The sequence below is a fragment of the Algoriphagus sp. NBT04N3 genome (genome assembly GCF_019443765.1).
GTDB classification, from domain to species: Bacteria; Bacteroidota; Bacteroidia; order Cytophagales; family Cyclobacteriaceae; genus Algoriphagus; species Algoriphagus ornithinivorans.
Window position 1 is genome coordinate 840850 of the sequence record NZ_CP048415.1, and the last position, 15507, is coordinate 856356.

Below are 15507 nucleotides of genomic sequence, written 5' to 3' on the forward strand. Positions count from 1 at the left end.
TAATTGAAAGTCTCTATAATTATTCCAACTTTTAGGGAATGGCATTTACTTTCTAGTTGCCTAGAAGCCATAAATCAGCAAAACTTTCCAGCCAATAGTTTTGAGGTTATCGTTGTCAATAACGATCCGAAATCTGAAATTCCTGAAAAATTTTTTGTTGAGTCCAATGTGAAAATTTTCACGGAAGGAAAACCGGGTTCTTATGCTGCCAGAAATTTAGGTCTCAGCAAAGCAAAAGGTAAATTCATAGCTTTTACGGATTCTGATTGCATTCCAGATAAAAATTGGTTGAATGAGGGAATAGCTCTTCTGGAAAATGGGTATGATTTGGTTGGTGGGAAAATGAAGTTTTTTAAGCCGGTGGGAGGAGATCACAAGGCTTTTTTGTTTGAAAGTAGGTTTTCATTTCGTCAAGACAGAAATGTATTAGTAAATAAGCAAAGTATCACGGCTAATCTTTTTGTTAAGAGGTCAGTTTTTGACCAAGTAGGAAATTTTGACGAAAACCTAATGTCAGGCGGTGATTATGAATGGACAAAAAGGGCGACTGATGCAGGCCATAGCATAGCTTATGGAGAAAAAGCTCTTGTATTACACCCATCAAGAAGAGATTTTCAGGCTTTAATCAATAAAAAAAAGAGAACAGCCGGAGGGATGTATTATAGTTTCTTCGAAGGTTTTTCCTTAGTGAGAAAACTGGGTTTTACCATATGGATATTAAGACCTCCAATCACGATTTTTAAATTTTCCGGTTTATCTTTTACGGAAAAAGTAAGTCTTTTTCAGGCTAGATGGTACTTGGAGTGGGTGGGTGTAAAGGAAATGATCAGCCTTCATTTAGGGAAAAAATCTGCTCGCCGAGAATAAATGTTTAGTGTAATCTGTCCTGTTTTCAACAAAGAAAAGGAGCTTAAAGAAACAATAGAATCGGTTTTGTCCCAGGACTATCAGGATTTCGAGTTAATTCTGATAGAAAATGGTTCTACGGATAATTCTCTTTCTGTTATTCATTCCTTCAATGACCCTAGAATCAAGCTAATACAAACCAATCAAATTGGCCCTGGAGCTGCCAGGAATGTTGGTGTTGCCCAGGCAAAAAATGACTGGCTTGCTTTTTTGGATGCGGATGATCTTTGGGAAAAATTTCACCTGCAGAATATTTTGGAGGTAATTTCAAAACAACCGAATATAAATTTTTTTTCAAGTTCTTGGAAAGTTTTAAAAAGCAATACTTTTAGTTCATCTACCTTAGCCACCTCTATAAATGAAAAGAGAATTTTCTTCTCTGAAAAGAGAGTTTTGGAATTAACTCTTCAAAATTCTCCTCCATTTTGGACTTCAGCAATCGTGGTTCATAAAAAGTTATTTAACCAAGTAGGTGGCTTTCCGGAATCACTGCCGGCGCATGGGGAGGATGTTGCTCTATGGATTCAGTTAATTAGGCTTCAAAAGGGGATTCATTTTATCAATGATCTTTCTGCTTCCTATAGGGCTGATAGTTCAAACATGATATCTAAAGAATTTAAAGTTAGTTTTCCGGGGCATATTTTTTCAACAGTAAATTTGATTTTAGAAAAAGTGCAAGACCCAGAATTAACTATTCTTTGGAAAAAGTTTGCCAATAAATATCAGTTTTCATCTATTTCTAAATCAATTATTAGTGGAAAATTTGAAAAAAGGAATTTGAAATACCTTTTTCCTGAAACCGATTTGAAAACCAAAATTGTGCAAATACTTCTTAGAAATAATTTACTTAGAGGTATTTTTAAATCATATTTAATGAAAAACCAAAGATTCCATGGCTAATGAGTCTGTAGATATCGGTGAATTATTCCGATTTTTCGCAAAGCAGAAAAAGAGGTTGCTAACATCCTTATTAATCATGCTAGGGTTTGGTTTGGTAGTCATTCTTTTGACTAGAAATCATTATAGTTCCACCTTGAAATTTGTAGCTCAAAATAATTCTTCTTCAGGTGGCATCATGAGACAATTGGGAGGGTTGTCTGGCTTAAACTTGGGAGATTTTAATAGTCAGGAAACTGGCAATATATCTCCACAGCTGTATCAGGAAATTATTTACAGTTATCCTTTTTTGTGGAGATTGAGTAAGAAATCAATCGAAATTGAAGGGCAAAAACAGAAATTAGGTTTGTTTGTGGAGGAAAATAGAAGGCCTTCTATACCTTCTTTAATCAAAAAATACACCATCGGTTTACCAAATGTTTTGTTTGGAGAAGAGCCTCCACAAATAAATTTGGACTCTGAAATTAAAGATTCTCTTGTTTTTGCTCAAAGAGAATTGATTCCAATGTTTAATGAATATAGAAAGTTGATACTACTCACTGAGGATCCCAAAAACGGATCCATTTCCATAGAAACCCAAACGGTTTCTCCTGAAGTATCGGCTCAAGTATCTGCGCATGTTTTTGAACTTCTATCTGAATATGTAACAGAGTATAAAACAGAAAAGGCCAAGCAAAATTTGGAGTTTATTCAAGAGAGATTCTTTGAAGCACAATCGAAATTTTACGACACCCAAAAAAATCTTTCAAACTTTAGAGATAGAAATCAAAATTTGAACTTCTCTACTGCAAGAGCTCAGGAGGAAAGACTACTAGCGGAATATAACCTGGCCAGCAATCTTTACAACAATTTAGCTATTCAGCTCGACCAAGCGAAAATCAAAGTTCAGGAAGATATTCCACAACTTACCATCATTAATCCGCCTGTTGTTTCTTACCAAGTATCCAAACCAAATATCCCATTAATATTAGCATTATCAGTTTTCTTGGGAGTTATAATTGCTTTCGTGAGAATTCTCCTCGCGTATTTCAAAAGTCAATTTGACAGCGCTAAATAAAAGTCAGAGCTTTCAGACAGTATTTGCCCTACTTCAGGGCATTCTTCTTTTTATGACCTTCACCTATTTGTTGGTAGACTGTTTCAATGGTTTGCTAATGAGGATAGAAATTGGGATTAGTATTTCCCAATTATACAAAATAGGGCTATTAGCCGGAATGCTTCTATTTTTATTAGGGACGAGGCCCCTTGCATTTTTGGCAGCATTTGGCTTAATCCTATTTTTTTTAATGCCGCTATTATTTAAGTCTTTGCTTTCAGGCGACACATCAACATTTGTTGGGAATTTTGGATATAACCTTAAACTGATTCTATTTCCTGTTTCATTCTTATTCTTTTCAAATCTTGATCTTGGTCCTGAGAAATTAAAAGCATATTGGAAGAGTTTTGCGTGGTTTAATTTCATATTAATTGCTTTCAATATCTTTTTAGGAGTGCTGGGAGTTGGTTATAGTCAATATGACAGTCCTGAAGGGCAAGGAATAGGAGGGAGAGGCTTCTTTTTCGCTGGGAATGAAGTGGCTGGTATTTTCCTGCTTTTTTCAGGAGTCTGTTGGTATTTAACCAAGAGTTTAAATGGAATCACCAGATTTTTATTTTTCCTTTTATTGTTGGTTTTGGGCGTATTGAATACGTCGAAGACTGCAATTTTGGGTATTATCTTAATTGTTGGACTCATTGAAGTTCCAAAGTTTTTCACAAAAAGAATGTCATTAGGGAGGTTTTTGGGTTTGCTCTCTCTTCCCCTTCTGGTAATTGGTTTAGTTGGGATTATCTATTGGGGAATTCAAGCTACGGGCCTGATAGACAGGATTACATTCTTTTATGATAAACTAGATCTCTTGACGTTTATTTTATCTGGAAGAAATCAAATGGTTCAAGGAGCAATGACCTTTTATACCTCAATGTATTCTTTTTGGGACTATTTATTTGGAGTTGGGAATCAGGAGTTTTTAAAGTTGATGGGTATATACCATGGGAATCCGCATACGATCGAAATTGATTTTTTTGATTTGCTATTTATGAATGGATTCCTTGGACTTTCTCTTGTTTTGGGAATATTTGTTTGGGCCACTTTAAAAAGTCTAAATCAAAAACAGAATAAATCTCCAATCTGGGCAATTAATCTCGTTTTACTTTTTGTTTCATTTATGGCTGGGCATATATTTAATTCTGCCATGCTGGGAATAAGCCTTGGAATGTTGAATAGTCTTGGATTCAAATATTGGAATAGTTGAAAATTTATTTGATTTCCAATATGTATCCTTCAGGCGTAAGTCCCAATTTTGGGGTTTTTGTAAAAAATTTCGAAGAAGGAATTCAAGATGAGGATGTTCAGATAAGCGACAAAACAATCATTCAGGGTAAGAAAAATGGCTTCTCTTTGCTGTTGGCCTACGTTAAATTCTTCATTGAATGTATTTATAAATTAAATAAAGGTGAATTTGACCTAGTCTATGTCCACTTTCTTCAACATTCATTAATACCTCTTCATTTTTGGTTAAATTCATCTTCCAAAAAAATTGTTTTGAATGCTCATGGTACTGATATTACTGCTTCATCTCCATTATATAGAATCCTCAGAAAATGGAATTTATCGTTGATTCGACATGCAGATCTTATAATTATTCCTTCTGATTTTTTCAGACAGAAGATAGAAAGACTGGGAGTAAATAGGGAGAGTATAAAAGTTTCTCCTTCGGGCGGAGTGAAAAAAGAATTTTTTTATCCGATTAATTTTCAAGAGAGCAACAAAGGTACTTTGGGATATGTCGGGCGGCTGGATCCCGGAAAAGGAGTAGAAACTTTAATTCATGCATTTTCTGAATTGCCTACAGTTAAATTAAATCTTGAAATTTGTGGGCCAGGAATTTTGAAAAATGATTTATTAACGCTCTGTGTGAACTTAGGGATTCAAGATAGAGTTAAATTTCTTGGAAATGTGCCTCAAAATCAATTAAGAGCCATTTTTGGAAACTGGGACGCATTGGTTTTCCCTTCTCAGCTAGAAGAAAGCCTTGGTTTAGTTGGGATTGAAGCCATGGCCTGCGGTTTACCTGTGATAGGAACTGCAATGGGAGGTATGGAATCTTATTTAAAAAATGGGTCGAACGGTATCATCTTTGAGTCAGGAAACGTTAAGGACTTAAAGGAGAAAATTTTAGAGTTTTATGGTTTGGAAAATGTATCCAGAGAAGAATTATCCAGAAACGCAATTGTTACAGCCAAGCAATACTATTCAGAGGAAGTTAATGGAAGGCTCAGACAATGGCTCAGAGAACTTTTTTATGCCTGAATTTAGATATGTAAACGGCATACGGATATTCGGCTTTCCGGATAAAGCTTCCTTAATAAATTATGTTCAAGGTAAGAATGAGATTTTAGTAGCTGTAAACGCAGAAAAAATCAAGAATGCTGATCAAGAACTGAAAGATGTTATCAATAAAAATATTGGATATCCAGATGGAGTAGGGGCAGTTTGGGCTTTAGGTCAAAAAGGAATCAAAAATGTGGCTAAAATTCCGGGAGTCGAGCTTTGGTTAGAATTTGTAGAAAAACATTATCTGAAAAAATCATTTTACTTTATTGGAGCCAGAGAAGAGATAATTCAGTCTACCGTTGATAAATTAAATGAAGAATATCCCGGAATTAATTTAGCGGGTTATCGAAATGGGTATATAAAGCCTCATGAAATGGAGGACCTATTCCATGATATTCAAATAAAAAAGCCCGATTATGTTTTTGTGGCTATGGGCTCACCAGCTCAAGAAAGGTTGATGATGAGACTTTCTGAGATTCATCCGGCCATTTATATCGGTTTAGGAGGGAGTTTTGACATTTATTCGGGAAAGACGAAAAGGGCACCTCAATTTTTGATTGACCTGAAACTGGAATGGTTTTACAGATTAGTGACAGAGCCTAAAAGGTTGAAGAGACAATTAAAGCTAGTCGGTTTTGTAAAAAACATGATTCTCAAAAAATATTAAATAGATTCACCAGTATTCAGTGCTAAATATTTATGGATAGAGAGGATCAGAAGAATTAAAATTATTGAATGATATCCATTCCTGAGGTTGATTGATGTTTGATTTTAATATTTTTAGCCTTTTTATTCTCTGAATTAATCAGGTCAACAGAATAATTATAGAGGCCGAATATTTGGGTAGTTTTCAATTGATTATCCAAACACAAGTTTCCCCTGAACCGACTATCTGAGACGTATTCTTTAATGGCAATAGCTCCTCGAGTGGAGAGAGTTACTCCCCTTTGATTGCCATTAATAGCTGAGTTATTCAGAACTCGAACATTCTTCATTTGCCTGAAAAGAAAACCATGAAGTCCACTATTTCTAGCAATGTTTTTTTGAAACAATAAATTTTCCGAGACCTCAGGGTATGGATGTGATGCAGTTTCAATCCCAAAACCATTACCACACCCTATAGCTTGGTTATTGATCAATTTAGTATTGGATTGAGGAACATGAATCCTAAAGCCATAATTACTACAATTTTCAGCGATGCAATTTTCTATCAAAGCTCCTTGTTTGTATGCGATTGCAAAACCACTTCCGAAACCTGTATTAGGAGATTCACCTCCTAATGCGCTGCAGTCTTTGACTTTCAGGTTATTTACAATTAAATAAAACCCGTTATCCTCAAACCAATACTCAGCAAAGTTTTTAATTAGCGTTATATTTTCACCTTCTGCATAAAACCCTGTTCCAGATTGAGAGCTTTTCGAGTTTTTCACCGATATGCCCGAACCTATTACCAAAATTCCCCTTGGTCTTCCTGCATTATCTTTCGAGGTAAATCCCTGGGCTCGGAAAACGCTCACATTTTCAATACTGTTTTCAGTGTTTTGTTCTTTAGAATCATAAAATGCGACACCATGCCAGGTATTTTCTGTAGTTACATCTTTAATACTTGATTTGATGCAATTTCGAAGGCATATACCTCCTTTGGCTGAAAGCTGGCCTTTTTCAAAATTGCCATTTATGCATATTCTCTCCACAGAAATCCCCTCATTTTTCACTGAAGGATTGGTTGTAATTAGTGCTTGGATTTTTGGGTCTGTCCAATTTTTGGAGTCTTTTTTTCTAAAAAATATTGTTTCACTTTCTGAAACTCCTTTTAGATGAATGAATGATTGAAGGATAATGGCATTTTCTAAAAGAAATTTACCTGAAGGAATTAAAATTGTACCTCCTCCAGCTGATGAGAGACTGTCAATAATATTATTAAGAGTAGAGCTCACATCTGAATTTCCTGTGGTATCCAATCCTAAGTTTCTTGTGTCAACTATTCTTTGACTGTAGAGATGAGAGTTGAAAAAGATGTTGGTTAAAAAAAGAAGAGTAAAGATTTTTTTCATGTGTAGTATAGAAATGAAATTTATTAAAAATACTTATTTAAATCTGAACCTACTTTTTAAAGGCCTAGGCTTATTCTTCTTCTTCTATTTTTTTTGGATTGAAGGGTACTCTCAAACCATTGTTGCCTCAAATCCAGTAATTGAAGAATACTTTAGAAGGAGTCAACTCTTAGAAGAAAATGCGCATAATTTCTCTATGAACCTGCGACCGGTAGATCTAGGCAGAAAGCAGTTTCTGGAAGTATGGAAAGGGGGAAATACTAGTTTTTCCAATACTGAATCAAGAAAGTCTCAAAATTATTTTTCCTTACTTCCTTTACGTCAATCTATATCATTTAATTCTAAGCGGACTTACGGTTGGGGAAACGGTCCATTACTTCCTAACGTGGGCATTTCAAGCTATACCAGTACTGGTCTATCGGCCAAGTGGTTTATTTTCAGACTTCAGCTTGCACCAGAGTTCGTTTACTTGCAGAATAGGGCTTTTCAAGGATATTCTGGAGATTTTTCTGATGCGGTTAACAGAGCACGTTTTTTTTACTGGAGCTTTGGAGATTATCCTGAAAGATTTGGTGACCAGGCTATCAGCTTTCTTTGGTGGGGACAGTCTAAGTTTACAATTCAATTGGGTTTTTTAGAAACGGGGATCTCCACAGAAAATATTTTTTGGGGACCGGGACAATTCTCTTCTTTGACATTTAGCAATAATGCCAGAAGTTTTCCTCACCTGACATTGAGAAGTAGAAGGCCAGCTAAAACGTTCTTGGGTGAGTTCGAAGGTGAGTTATTAATTGGTAGACTGGAGGATTCCGGTTATTTCCCATCCCAATTGCCAAATTTAAATCAAAGGTATTTTAATCGATTTACGGGAGATTATAAATATTTGAATGCTCTATTAATTAGTTACCAACCCAAATGGTTGAAAGGTATTTCAGTTGGTTTTGCCAGAACTCATCAACAATATTCAAGACAAATGGGCAATAGCTTTATGGACTATATGCCTGTTATTGAGCCATTTCAAAAGACGGTTTATGGATTTGATAGAGACAGCGAAGGAAGAGATCAACAAGTTACTTTTTTTGGGAGGTTTAAGTCTTTCAAGGCTTCTGCAGAGATGTATTTTGAGTATGGACGCAGGGACCACGCTTTCAACTGGCGAGAAGCCATTTTAAATCCAGAACATGCAAGAGCCTTTTTATTAGGTTTCCAAAAGCTTTTTCCGATTCCAGGAACAGAGGAATTTATTTCCATAAGATCTGAAATCCTTCATCAGCAAGAGTCCATTAATAGAACAATAAGGTACGCTGGATTTGGTGGAGGGTATACTTGGCATACTCACGGACAGGCTAGGGGTTTTTCTAACTATGGTGAGGCTCTGGGAACCGGCCCAGGGGTAGGCTCCAATGTTCAATCTTTTGAGATAGCTAAAGTTAAAGGTTTAAGTAAGAAGGGGATTCTTTTAGAAAGACTGGTCAATCATCAAGATTTTTATAGCAGAGCATTTAGGACAACCCCAGAAGTAAGACCATGGATAGATTACAGTGTTGCATTACTTTGGGATCAACAGTGGAATAACTTAACCTTTAGCGGGAAAGCTCAATTGATTAATGCGTACAATTACCAATGGAAAAGCGGGGAGAATAGCAGAAGAGATTTCCCTGAAAATTCTAACCAATTAGGTGCTTTTCTTCAATTTCATTTTCAATACCAATTCTAAAACGAATAAAGTGCTGAAAAATCTTCAAATATTTTTATCTAATAACAATGTGAGTAATTTTGGTACTCATTTTAGAAGAGTATTTCCTCTCCTGTAAAAAAAATAATGCTAAGTCTTTGTGACTGAGAGGGCGAAGCTGTGAAAATTATTAAAATATCATAAAATGCTAACTCCAATTCAAGAATCTAAAATTGCCATAATAGGACTGGGCTATGTAGGGCTTCCTCTAGCAGTTGAATTTGCTAAAAAGTTTCCGGTTGTAGGATTCGATATTGATCAAAAAAGGGTTAACGAGTTGAAATCTGGAAAAGATTTTACTCTAGAGGTTGAGGATGAATTATTAAAATCCGTTTTGGTTAATTCCAACGATTCTAGAGGCCTTCTTCCTACTTTTACTTCAGACTTTTTAGCTCACTGCAATGTTTACATTGTGACTGTTCCTACCCCAACCGATAGACACAACAGGCCTGTATTGACACCAATGTTGAAGGCCTCTGAAAATATTGCCAAATTCCTTAAAAAGGGTGATGTGGTAATTTATGAGTCTACAGTTTACCCAGGGGTTACAGAAGATGAATGCGTTCCGGTTTTGGAGAAAATATCAGGATTAAAATTTAATGAAGACTTTTTTGCAGGCTATTCTCCAGAAAGAATTAACCCTGGAGACAAAGAGCATACTGTTTCAAAAATTTTAAAAGTTACATCAGGAAGTACACCGGAAATCGCGGAATATGTAGATCAACTTTACCGAGAGGTAATTACGGCTGGAACACATAAAGCTTCAAGTATCAAAGTTGCTGAGGCAGCCAAGGTCATAGAGAACTCTCAAAGAGATATCAATATTGCTTTTGTAAATGAGCTTTCAAAAATTTTCAATTTGTTGGGAATAGATACTCAAGAAGTATTGGAAGCAGCTGGGACTAAATGGAATTTCCTTAAATTCAGACCAGGTTTAGTGGGAGGACATTGTATAGGTGTTGATCCTTTCTATCTTGCACAAAAGGCCCAAGAAGTTGGTTATCACCCTGAAATCATTCTTGCTGGAAGGCGACTTAATGACAGTATGGGTAAGCATGTAGCTACGGAAGTCATCAAATTGATGATGAGAAAAGATCTAAGAGTGATTGATTCCAAGGTTTTAATTTTGGGATTCACGTTTAAGGAGGACTGTCCTGATGTTAGAAATACCAGAGTGATTGATATCTACAGAGAACTGCGATCTTTCGATATGGAGGTAGATGTATATGACCCATGGGCCAATCCTACCGAGGTAAGACACGAATATGGAATAGATATATTATCCAAAGAAAATGGTTTAGATTTGAATAATTATTCAGCGATAATTCTGGCAGTCGCCCATAAGGAGTTTACAAATCTCCCAATTCAAAAATCGTCCAACCAGGTGGTTTATGATGTGAAAGGTATTTTAAATAAAGATTTCATAGATGCTAGATTGTGAGAGAGTAAAATGTTTTTAATTTTGAACGGAATAAATCCAAACTTCATATGAATTTTAGCAGTCGATGCAGTAAATTATTTGGTGGAATTTTCATATCCATTCTTCTTCTGTCCTCATGCGTTTCCAATAAAAAAGTAATTTACCTTCAAGATTTGGGAGGTTCTGATGCCCTAGTCAGTACAACAGAAAACTTTGTATACAACGCAGTAGAATATAAGCTTCAGCCCAATGACATTGTAGATATTCAAATGACGACAACTGATGAAAATTTGAATAGGCTACTTCAAATCTCAGGATCTGACAATGTCAATGCAGGAATGATGGGTGGACAAAATGGAGGTGATATATTCTTTATCAATGGATATTCTCTAGATGAATATGGAGTGGTTGAGCTTCCTCTTATTGGTGAAATCAATCTGCTGGGAAAAGACCTGAAAGAGGCTAAAATTCAGATCGAGGAGAAACTTAGTAAGTTTGTAACTGCGGGTAATTTCTTCGTGAGAGTGAGGTTAGGAGGTATCAGGTTTTCTGCACTAGGAGAATTCAATAATCCAGGCAAACAGGCAATTTTACAAAATAGAGCAACTATTTTTGAAGCAATTGCAACAGCAGGAGACCTTAATATTTTAGCAAAGAGAGATGAAATTGTTTTAATCAGACAGTATCCAGAAGGGTCTAAAGTACATAGGTTAAATTTAAACGATAGAAATATTCTGAATTCAGAGTTTTATTTTATTAAACCCAATGATGTTCTTTACGCTGAGCCACTCAAGGTGAGAGAAATAGGAACTGGCTCCAACGTGTTGCAAACATTGACATTTTTGACTACTGCTATTTCGACAATAGCTCTCATTATCACCCTGACTAGAAATTAAAATGCAAGAAGAAGAGTTCGATTTGAAGGAAAGCAATTACCTTGATTTAAAGGCTATAATTCCTAAAATTTTAAGAATTTGGCCTTATATTTTTTTGTCGGTCTTTCTTTTTTCAGTTGGAGGTTATTTCCTAACCAAATTAACTACCCCTGTATTTAAGGTTTCCAGTCTTTTCTTCGTAAAAGAAAAAGAATCTGGGCTTGCATTGTTTGATTCTCCAAGTATCCTGAATTCAGGAAATATTGGACTTCAAAATGAGGTAATCATAATTAAGTCTAAACCTATTGCAAGAACAACATTACAAAAGTTAGATTTTGAGGTTGAATACTATCAATCTGGAACTTATATATATAATGAAGTATATAAAAATATTCCAGTTTTAGTGGAAGTTGATTGGAAGGCGCCTCAAATAATTAATTCGCTAATCAAAATTTCCTGGAATAATCAAGAAAATTATACTGTATCATTCGAAGATGATGATTACAGAAAAATCCTTCCAGATGGTAATGTTTTCCCTCTTTCAATAATCCCAGACCCTGAAACTTTCAAGTTTGGAGAATGGGTAGAAACTAACAATTTTAAATTTAAAATTGAAAAAACCGGTATCGAGGAATCTGGAGAGATTTTTATAAAATTAAGAGACATTAACTCTTTGGTTTGGGAGTATTCTGGTCGACTTCAAATAAAAAGACTTGATAGAAATGCATCTATTTTAGACCTCTCTTTGGAGACAACAAATCCTGTAAAAGGTGAGATTTATCTCAATACCTTGATGCAAAATTATCTTGACATCGAATTGAGAGAGAAGAATGAAATATCTTCAAGTACAGTAGACTTTATTGATTCTCAGGTAGCTGGAGTAGCGGATTCTCTCAAATTATTCGAAAGCCAATTACAGACTTTTAGATCAAGCAATAAAATTTACGATTTGGAAAGCGAAAGCTCTTTGGTCTATGAACAGCTGATGGAATATGAAACACAGTTGAGACAAGAGAAATTCAAAAGGTCTTATTATGGTAAGTTGAGGGATTATCTTGTTGGAGAAAACTACAGGGATATTGTAGTTCCTTCTGGTCTGGGCATAGAGGATCCAATCTTAAATACCTTGATCACTAATTTGATTGTTCTGCAGAACAGGAAATCAGAATTACTTGCAACTAATACCCCTGAGTCACCTATAGTGATCGAGGTAGAAAGAAAAATTAAAGAGCTAAACGCTTCAATAAGAGAAGCACTCACTAATGTGGACACCAATTCTAGATTTTTAATCGAGGATTTGGAGAGTAGGATTGCCAGTATTGAGGCATCCTTTAGAAATCTTCCTGAGACTGAACAGAATTTAATTAGGTTTAGAAGACAATTTGACATTACAGAAGGGCTTTATACATTTTTGATGCAGAGAAGAGCCGAAGCAGCAATAACTAAAGCTTCCAATAAAGCAGATAATAAAATTATTGAGCCAGCATCAACAATTCAGCAAATTAAGCCTCAATTCGCGCGAACCATCTTAATGTCCATCTTATTGGGATTGTTTGTTCCTGTAGGATTTGTGTTAGGTAGAGAAGTGTTCAGGACGAAGATTGAAGATTCTTCCTATTTGGAAAACAAACTAAAAGTTCCCGTTCTTTCAACTATCTTATTTAATAAAAAGAAAAGTAATCTCGTTGTATTTGATCAAGGTAAATCAGGTATTGCGGAAGGTTTCAGGTCCTTAAGGGCTAATATAAAGTTTATATTACCAGCGGATAAACAGATAACCTTAATGGTGACATCGACTATTTCTGGAGAAGGAAAGACATTCTGTTCGATGAACCTGGCATCAGTCTACTCTTTGACAGGTAAAAAGACTATTTTGGTTGGATGTGATATGCGTAAACCAAAAATATTTGAAGATTTTAAGTTGAAAAATGATGTTGGTCTATCTACTTATTTAAGTCAGCAAGAAAAAGATATTAATAAGATCATCAAAAAGACTCAGTTTGATAATTTGGATATTTTAGTTTCTGGACCAACTCCTCCAAATCCTGCCGAATTACTTTTTACTGAACATTTCTCGAATTTACTCGACGAATTGAAAAATCAATATGATGTAATCATACTTGATACACCTCCGGTTGGGCTAGTCAGTGAAACCCTCGATCTTTTGGCTCACGTAGATTTGACTTTGTTTGTATTCCGTCAGAATTTTTCCCAGCGTTCCTTTGTTGAAGCTTTAAATGGTCTCAAGGGGAAAAACGGAATCAAAAATATCTACGGTGTATTTAATGGAGTTGATGGGAAAAAAGTAACCTATGGTTATGGATATACCTATGGATATGGATACGGGTATTACGAAGACGACAAAAAGTAGATTCTCAAATTTTTAATTTTTACCATGTTTTTAAACTTAAAAGAGAAAATTAAATTTCTTAAAACCAGGGCTGATAAAAAGGAAGTTGATGCTTTATATAAGCTTCTTTATAAGTTGGTTCATAATGTAGATAACTCTTTGGATTTAACCAGCTCTCAAACAGAAGAATCTTTTTCATTTCAATGGGATAAGTTATCTAAGGGAGAGTATATGCTCAGCGATCCTTGGTTCAAAAGTGAGGTTGAAAGGATTATTTGCGAGGAGGAAATTCTGGTTAAAAAAGAATGGTTTAAAGACAAGAAAGTCTTGGATGCTGGCTGTGGAGGAGGAAGATGGTCCTACGGATTGACCAAGCTAGGTGCTAATGTTACAGCCGTTGATATCAACCAATCAGCCTTAGAAAGAACCAAAGAAGCCATTATAGGACTTAATCCGGAATCTAGATTTATTCAATCTCCTTTAGAGACTCTGGGTGAATCTTTACGGGACCAGCAAAAATTTGACTTAGTCTGGTCATGGGGAGTAGTACATCATTGTAAAAGTTTTACTAAATCCTTTGATGAGATTTCAAACCAAGTAAAAGAAGGTGGGTTGATATATCTTTATCTATATGGCAGAGAATCGTTGGATTTTAATGCTGATCTTAATCTTTTTAAAGACAGAGTATATTACAACTCTCTTTCATCTTGGGATGAGAAAAAATCATTTCTAATAGAAAAAGGTAATGGAAATCCAGAGAGAGTTCACCAAATGCATGATATTTACTCTCCATTATTAAACCGACGCCTAGATTTTGAATATGTAAAAGGCCTATTGGAGAAAAAAGGCTTTACTTCCATTGTTAGAACCAACTCATCCACCGAGCTTCACATAAGGGCTATCAAGGGTAATAATTCTCAAGAACTTGAAAATTATTTTTTACAACCATTCTCTGGGGATTCTTGGATGAATTATCATGAGAACAAATAAGATTATCCTTATCGCGATTAATCTTTTGTCATATAATTATAATGTCTGAACGTACAAATAAAGAGCTAGATTGGGACTTTCGAATTCAACCTTCGGAGTCCCTTTTTCGATTGGGACTTAAAGAAGTCTGGAATTACAGAGATTTATTAATGCTATTCGTTAAACGCGATATAGTAACTGTTTACAAGCAGACCATATTAGGTCCTTTGTGGTTTTTTATTCAACCTATACTTACCACAATCACCTTTATGTTTGTATTTGGTAATCTTGCTGGGATAAGCACAGATGGAGTACCCCAAATTCTTTTTTATCTCTCAGGGATTACTATTTGGAATTATTTCAATGAGCTACTCACTCAAACTTCCAAAACCTTCACAGAAAATGCTCCGATTTTTGGAAAGGTCTATTTTCCGAGATTGATTCTTCCTTTGAGTAAAGTAATTAGTAACCTTTTAAAGTTTGGTATTCAGTTTGGCTTATTCTTAGCAGTCCTTACTATTTTTCTAGTAAGAGGTGCGGATGTTCATCCTAATCTACACATTTTATTTGTCCCTGTGCTTTTGGCAATGATGGGTGGAGTAGGTTTAGGTTTTGGTTTGATTAGTAGTGCACTAACAACCAAATACAGAGATTTGACATTTTTAATAACCTTTGGGGTTCAGTTATTAATGTTTGCCTCCCCAGTTATCTACCCAATGAGCTCACTTTCACCTGAATACCAACAAATTCTTTGGTTCAACCCATTAACAAGTATTTTAGAAGCCTTTAAATTTGCTTTTTTAGGCTCAGGAATATTTTCCTGGGTATGGCTTTCCTATAGTGCTGCATTCACTGCTTTGCTTTTGACTTTAGGCGCATTGATTTTTAATAAAATAGAAAAATCATTCATTGATACAGTTTAAGA

13 protein-coding genes are annotated in these 15507 nt (G+C 35.3%); 12 read left to right on the forward strand and 1 reads right to left on the reverse strand.

What is annotated here, in order from left to right; genetic code table 11:
- Positions 1-3 precede the first annotated feature (3 nt).
- From GYM62_RS03700 to GYM62_RS03725, 6 genes are all read left to right on the forward strand, one after another.
- Positions 4-867 carry a glycosyltransferase family 2 protein gene (locus GYM62_RS03700; RefSeq protein ID WP_219958352.1) on the forward strand — a complete coding sequence of 288 codons (864 nt, stop codon included), beginning with the start codon at positions 4-6 and terminating at the stop codon, positions 865-867.
- Positions 868-1806 carry a glycosyltransferase gene (locus GYM62_RS03705; RefSeq protein WP_219958353.1) on the forward strand — a complete coding sequence of 313 codons (939 nt, stop codon included), beginning with the start codon at positions 868-870 and terminating at the stop codon, positions 1804-1806.
- Entirely contained in the window at positions 1799-2860 is a 1062-nt protein-coding gene (locus tag GYM62_RS03710) for a hypothetical protein (protein WP_219958354.1), read from the forward strand. Before GYM62_RS03705 ends, GYM62_RS03710 begins: the two co-directional genes overlap by 8 nt.
- 229 nt (positions 2861-3089) lie before the next feature.
- On the forward strand, positions 3090-4097 hold the full coding sequence (locus tag GYM62_RS03715) for an O-antigen ligase family protein (RefSeq protein ID WP_219958355.1): 1008 nt from the start codon (positions 3090-3092) through the stop codon (positions 4095-4097).
- A complete protein-coding gene (locus GYM62_RS03720) occupies positions 4094-5155 on the forward strand; it encodes a glycosyltransferase family 4 protein (protein ID WP_219958356.1) in 1062 nt (353 codons plus the stop codon). Before GYM62_RS03715 ends, GYM62_RS03720 begins: the two co-directional genes overlap by 4 nt.
- Complete coding sequence (locus GYM62_RS03725) at positions 5148-5846, forward strand: WecB/TagA/CpsF family glycosyltransferase (protein ID WP_219958357.1); 699 nt, start codon at positions 5148-5150, stop codon at positions 5844-5846. The genes GYM62_RS03720 and GYM62_RS03725 overlap by 8 nt, the downstream gene beginning before the upstream one ends.
- A 61-nt stretch (positions 5847-5907) precedes the next feature.
- On the opposite strand, the gene GYM62_RS03730 is transcribed toward GYM62_RS03725, so the two are convergent.
- The gene (locus GYM62_RS03730) at positions 5908-7233 is read right to left on the reverse strand and encodes a right-handed parallel beta-helix repeat-containing protein (RefSeq protein ID WP_219958358.1); all 1326 of its coding nucleotides are present in this window, start codon (positions 7231-7233) and stop codon (positions 5908-5910) included.
- Between GYM62_RS03730 and GYM62_RS03735 the strand changes: the two genes are divergently transcribed.
- The 6 genes from GYM62_RS03735 to GYM62_RS03760 all read left to right on the forward strand — a co-directional run bounded on the left by GYM62_RS03735 (position 7232) and on the right by GYM62_RS03760 (position 15505).
- Positions 7232-8950 (forward strand): capsule assembly Wzi family protein, encoded by a 1719-nt coding sequence (locus GYM62_RS03735; RefSeq protein ID WP_219958359.1) that lies wholly within the window; start codon positions 7232-7234, stop codon positions 8948-8950. The two genes, GYM62_RS03730 and GYM62_RS03735, sit on opposite strands and share 2 nt — an antisense overlap.
- A 163-nt stretch (positions 8951-9113) precedes the next feature.
- Entirely contained in the window at positions 9114-10409 is a 1296-nt protein-coding gene (locus tag GYM62_RS03740; RefSeq protein WP_219958360.1) for a nucleotide sugar dehydrogenase, read from the forward strand.
- 47 nt (positions 10410-10456) lie between these two features.
- Positions 10457-11284, forward strand: a complete 828-nt coding sequence (locus GYM62_RS03745; RefSeq protein WP_219958361.1) for a polysaccharide biosynthesis/export family protein — start codon at positions 10457-10459, stop codon at positions 11282-11284.
- 1 nt (position 11285) lies between these two features.
- A complete protein-coding gene (locus GYM62_RS03750) occupies positions 11286-13634 on the forward strand; it encodes a polysaccharide biosynthesis tyrosine autokinase (RefSeq protein ID WP_219958362.1) in 2349 nt (782 codons plus the stop codon).
- Positions 13635-13658: 24 nt separating this feature from the next.
- Positions 13659-14603: a bifunctional 2-polyprenyl-6-hydroxyphenol methylase/3-demethylubiquinol 3-O-methyltransferase UbiG gene (locus tag GYM62_RS03755; RefSeq protein ID WP_219958363.1), complete on the forward strand. Its 945-nt coding sequence runs from the start codon at positions 13659-13661 to the stop codon at positions 14601-14603.
- 41 nt (positions 14604-14644) lie between these two features.
- Positions 14645-15505: an ABC transporter permease gene (locus tag GYM62_RS03760; RefSeq protein WP_219958364.1), complete on the forward strand. Its 861-nt coding sequence runs from the start codon at positions 14645-14647 to the stop codon at positions 15503-15505.
- Positions 15506-15507 lie beyond the last annotated feature (2 nt).

Excerpts from the sequence above, each read along its gene's own strand:
- GYM62_RS03725 (WP_219958357.1), top strand. The coding sequence starts at position 5,148 with ATGCCTGAATTTAGATATGTAAACGGCATACGGATATTCGGCTTTCCG.
- GYM62_RS03755 (WP_219958363.1), top strand. The coding sequence starts at position 13,659 with ATGTTTTTAAACTTAAAAGAGAAAATTAAATTTCTTAAAACCAGGGCT.
- GYM62_RS03760 (WP_219958364.1), top strand. The coding sequence starts at position 14,645 with ATGTCTGAACGTACAAATAAAGAGCTAGATTGGGACTTTCGAATTCAA.
- GYM62_RS03740 (WP_219958360.1), top strand. The coding sequence starts at position 9,114 with ATGCTAACTCCAATTCAAGAATCTAAAATTGCCATAATAGGACTGGGC.
- GYM62_RS03735 (WP_219958359.1), top strand. The coding sequence starts at position 7,232 with ATGTGTAGTATAGAAATGAAATTTATTAAAAATACTTATTTAAATCTG.
- GYM62_RS03710 (WP_219958354.1), top strand. The coding sequence starts at position 1,799 with ATGGCTAATGAGTCTGTAGATATCGGTGAATTATTCCGATTTTTCGCA.
- GYM62_RS03715 (WP_219958355.1), top strand. The coding sequence starts at position 3,090 with ATGCCGCTATTATTTAAGTCTTTGCTTTCAGGCGACACATCAACATTT.
- GYM62_RS03745 (WP_219958361.1), top strand. The coding sequence starts at position 10,457 with ATGAATTTTAGCAGTCGATGCAGTAAATTATTTGGTGGAATTTTCATA.
- GYM62_RS03750 (WP_219958362.1), top strand. The coding sequence starts at position 11,286 with ATGCAAGAAGAAGAGTTCGATTTGAAGGAAAGCAATTACCTTGATTTA.
- GYM62_RS03730 (WP_219958358.1), bottom strand. The coding sequence starts at position 7,233 with ATGAAAAAAATCTTTACTCTTCTTTTTTTAACCAACATCTTTTTCAAC.
- GYM62_RS03705 (WP_219958353.1), top strand. The coding sequence starts at position 868 with ATGTTTAGTGTAATCTGTCCTGTTTTCAACAAAGAAAAGGAGCTTAAA.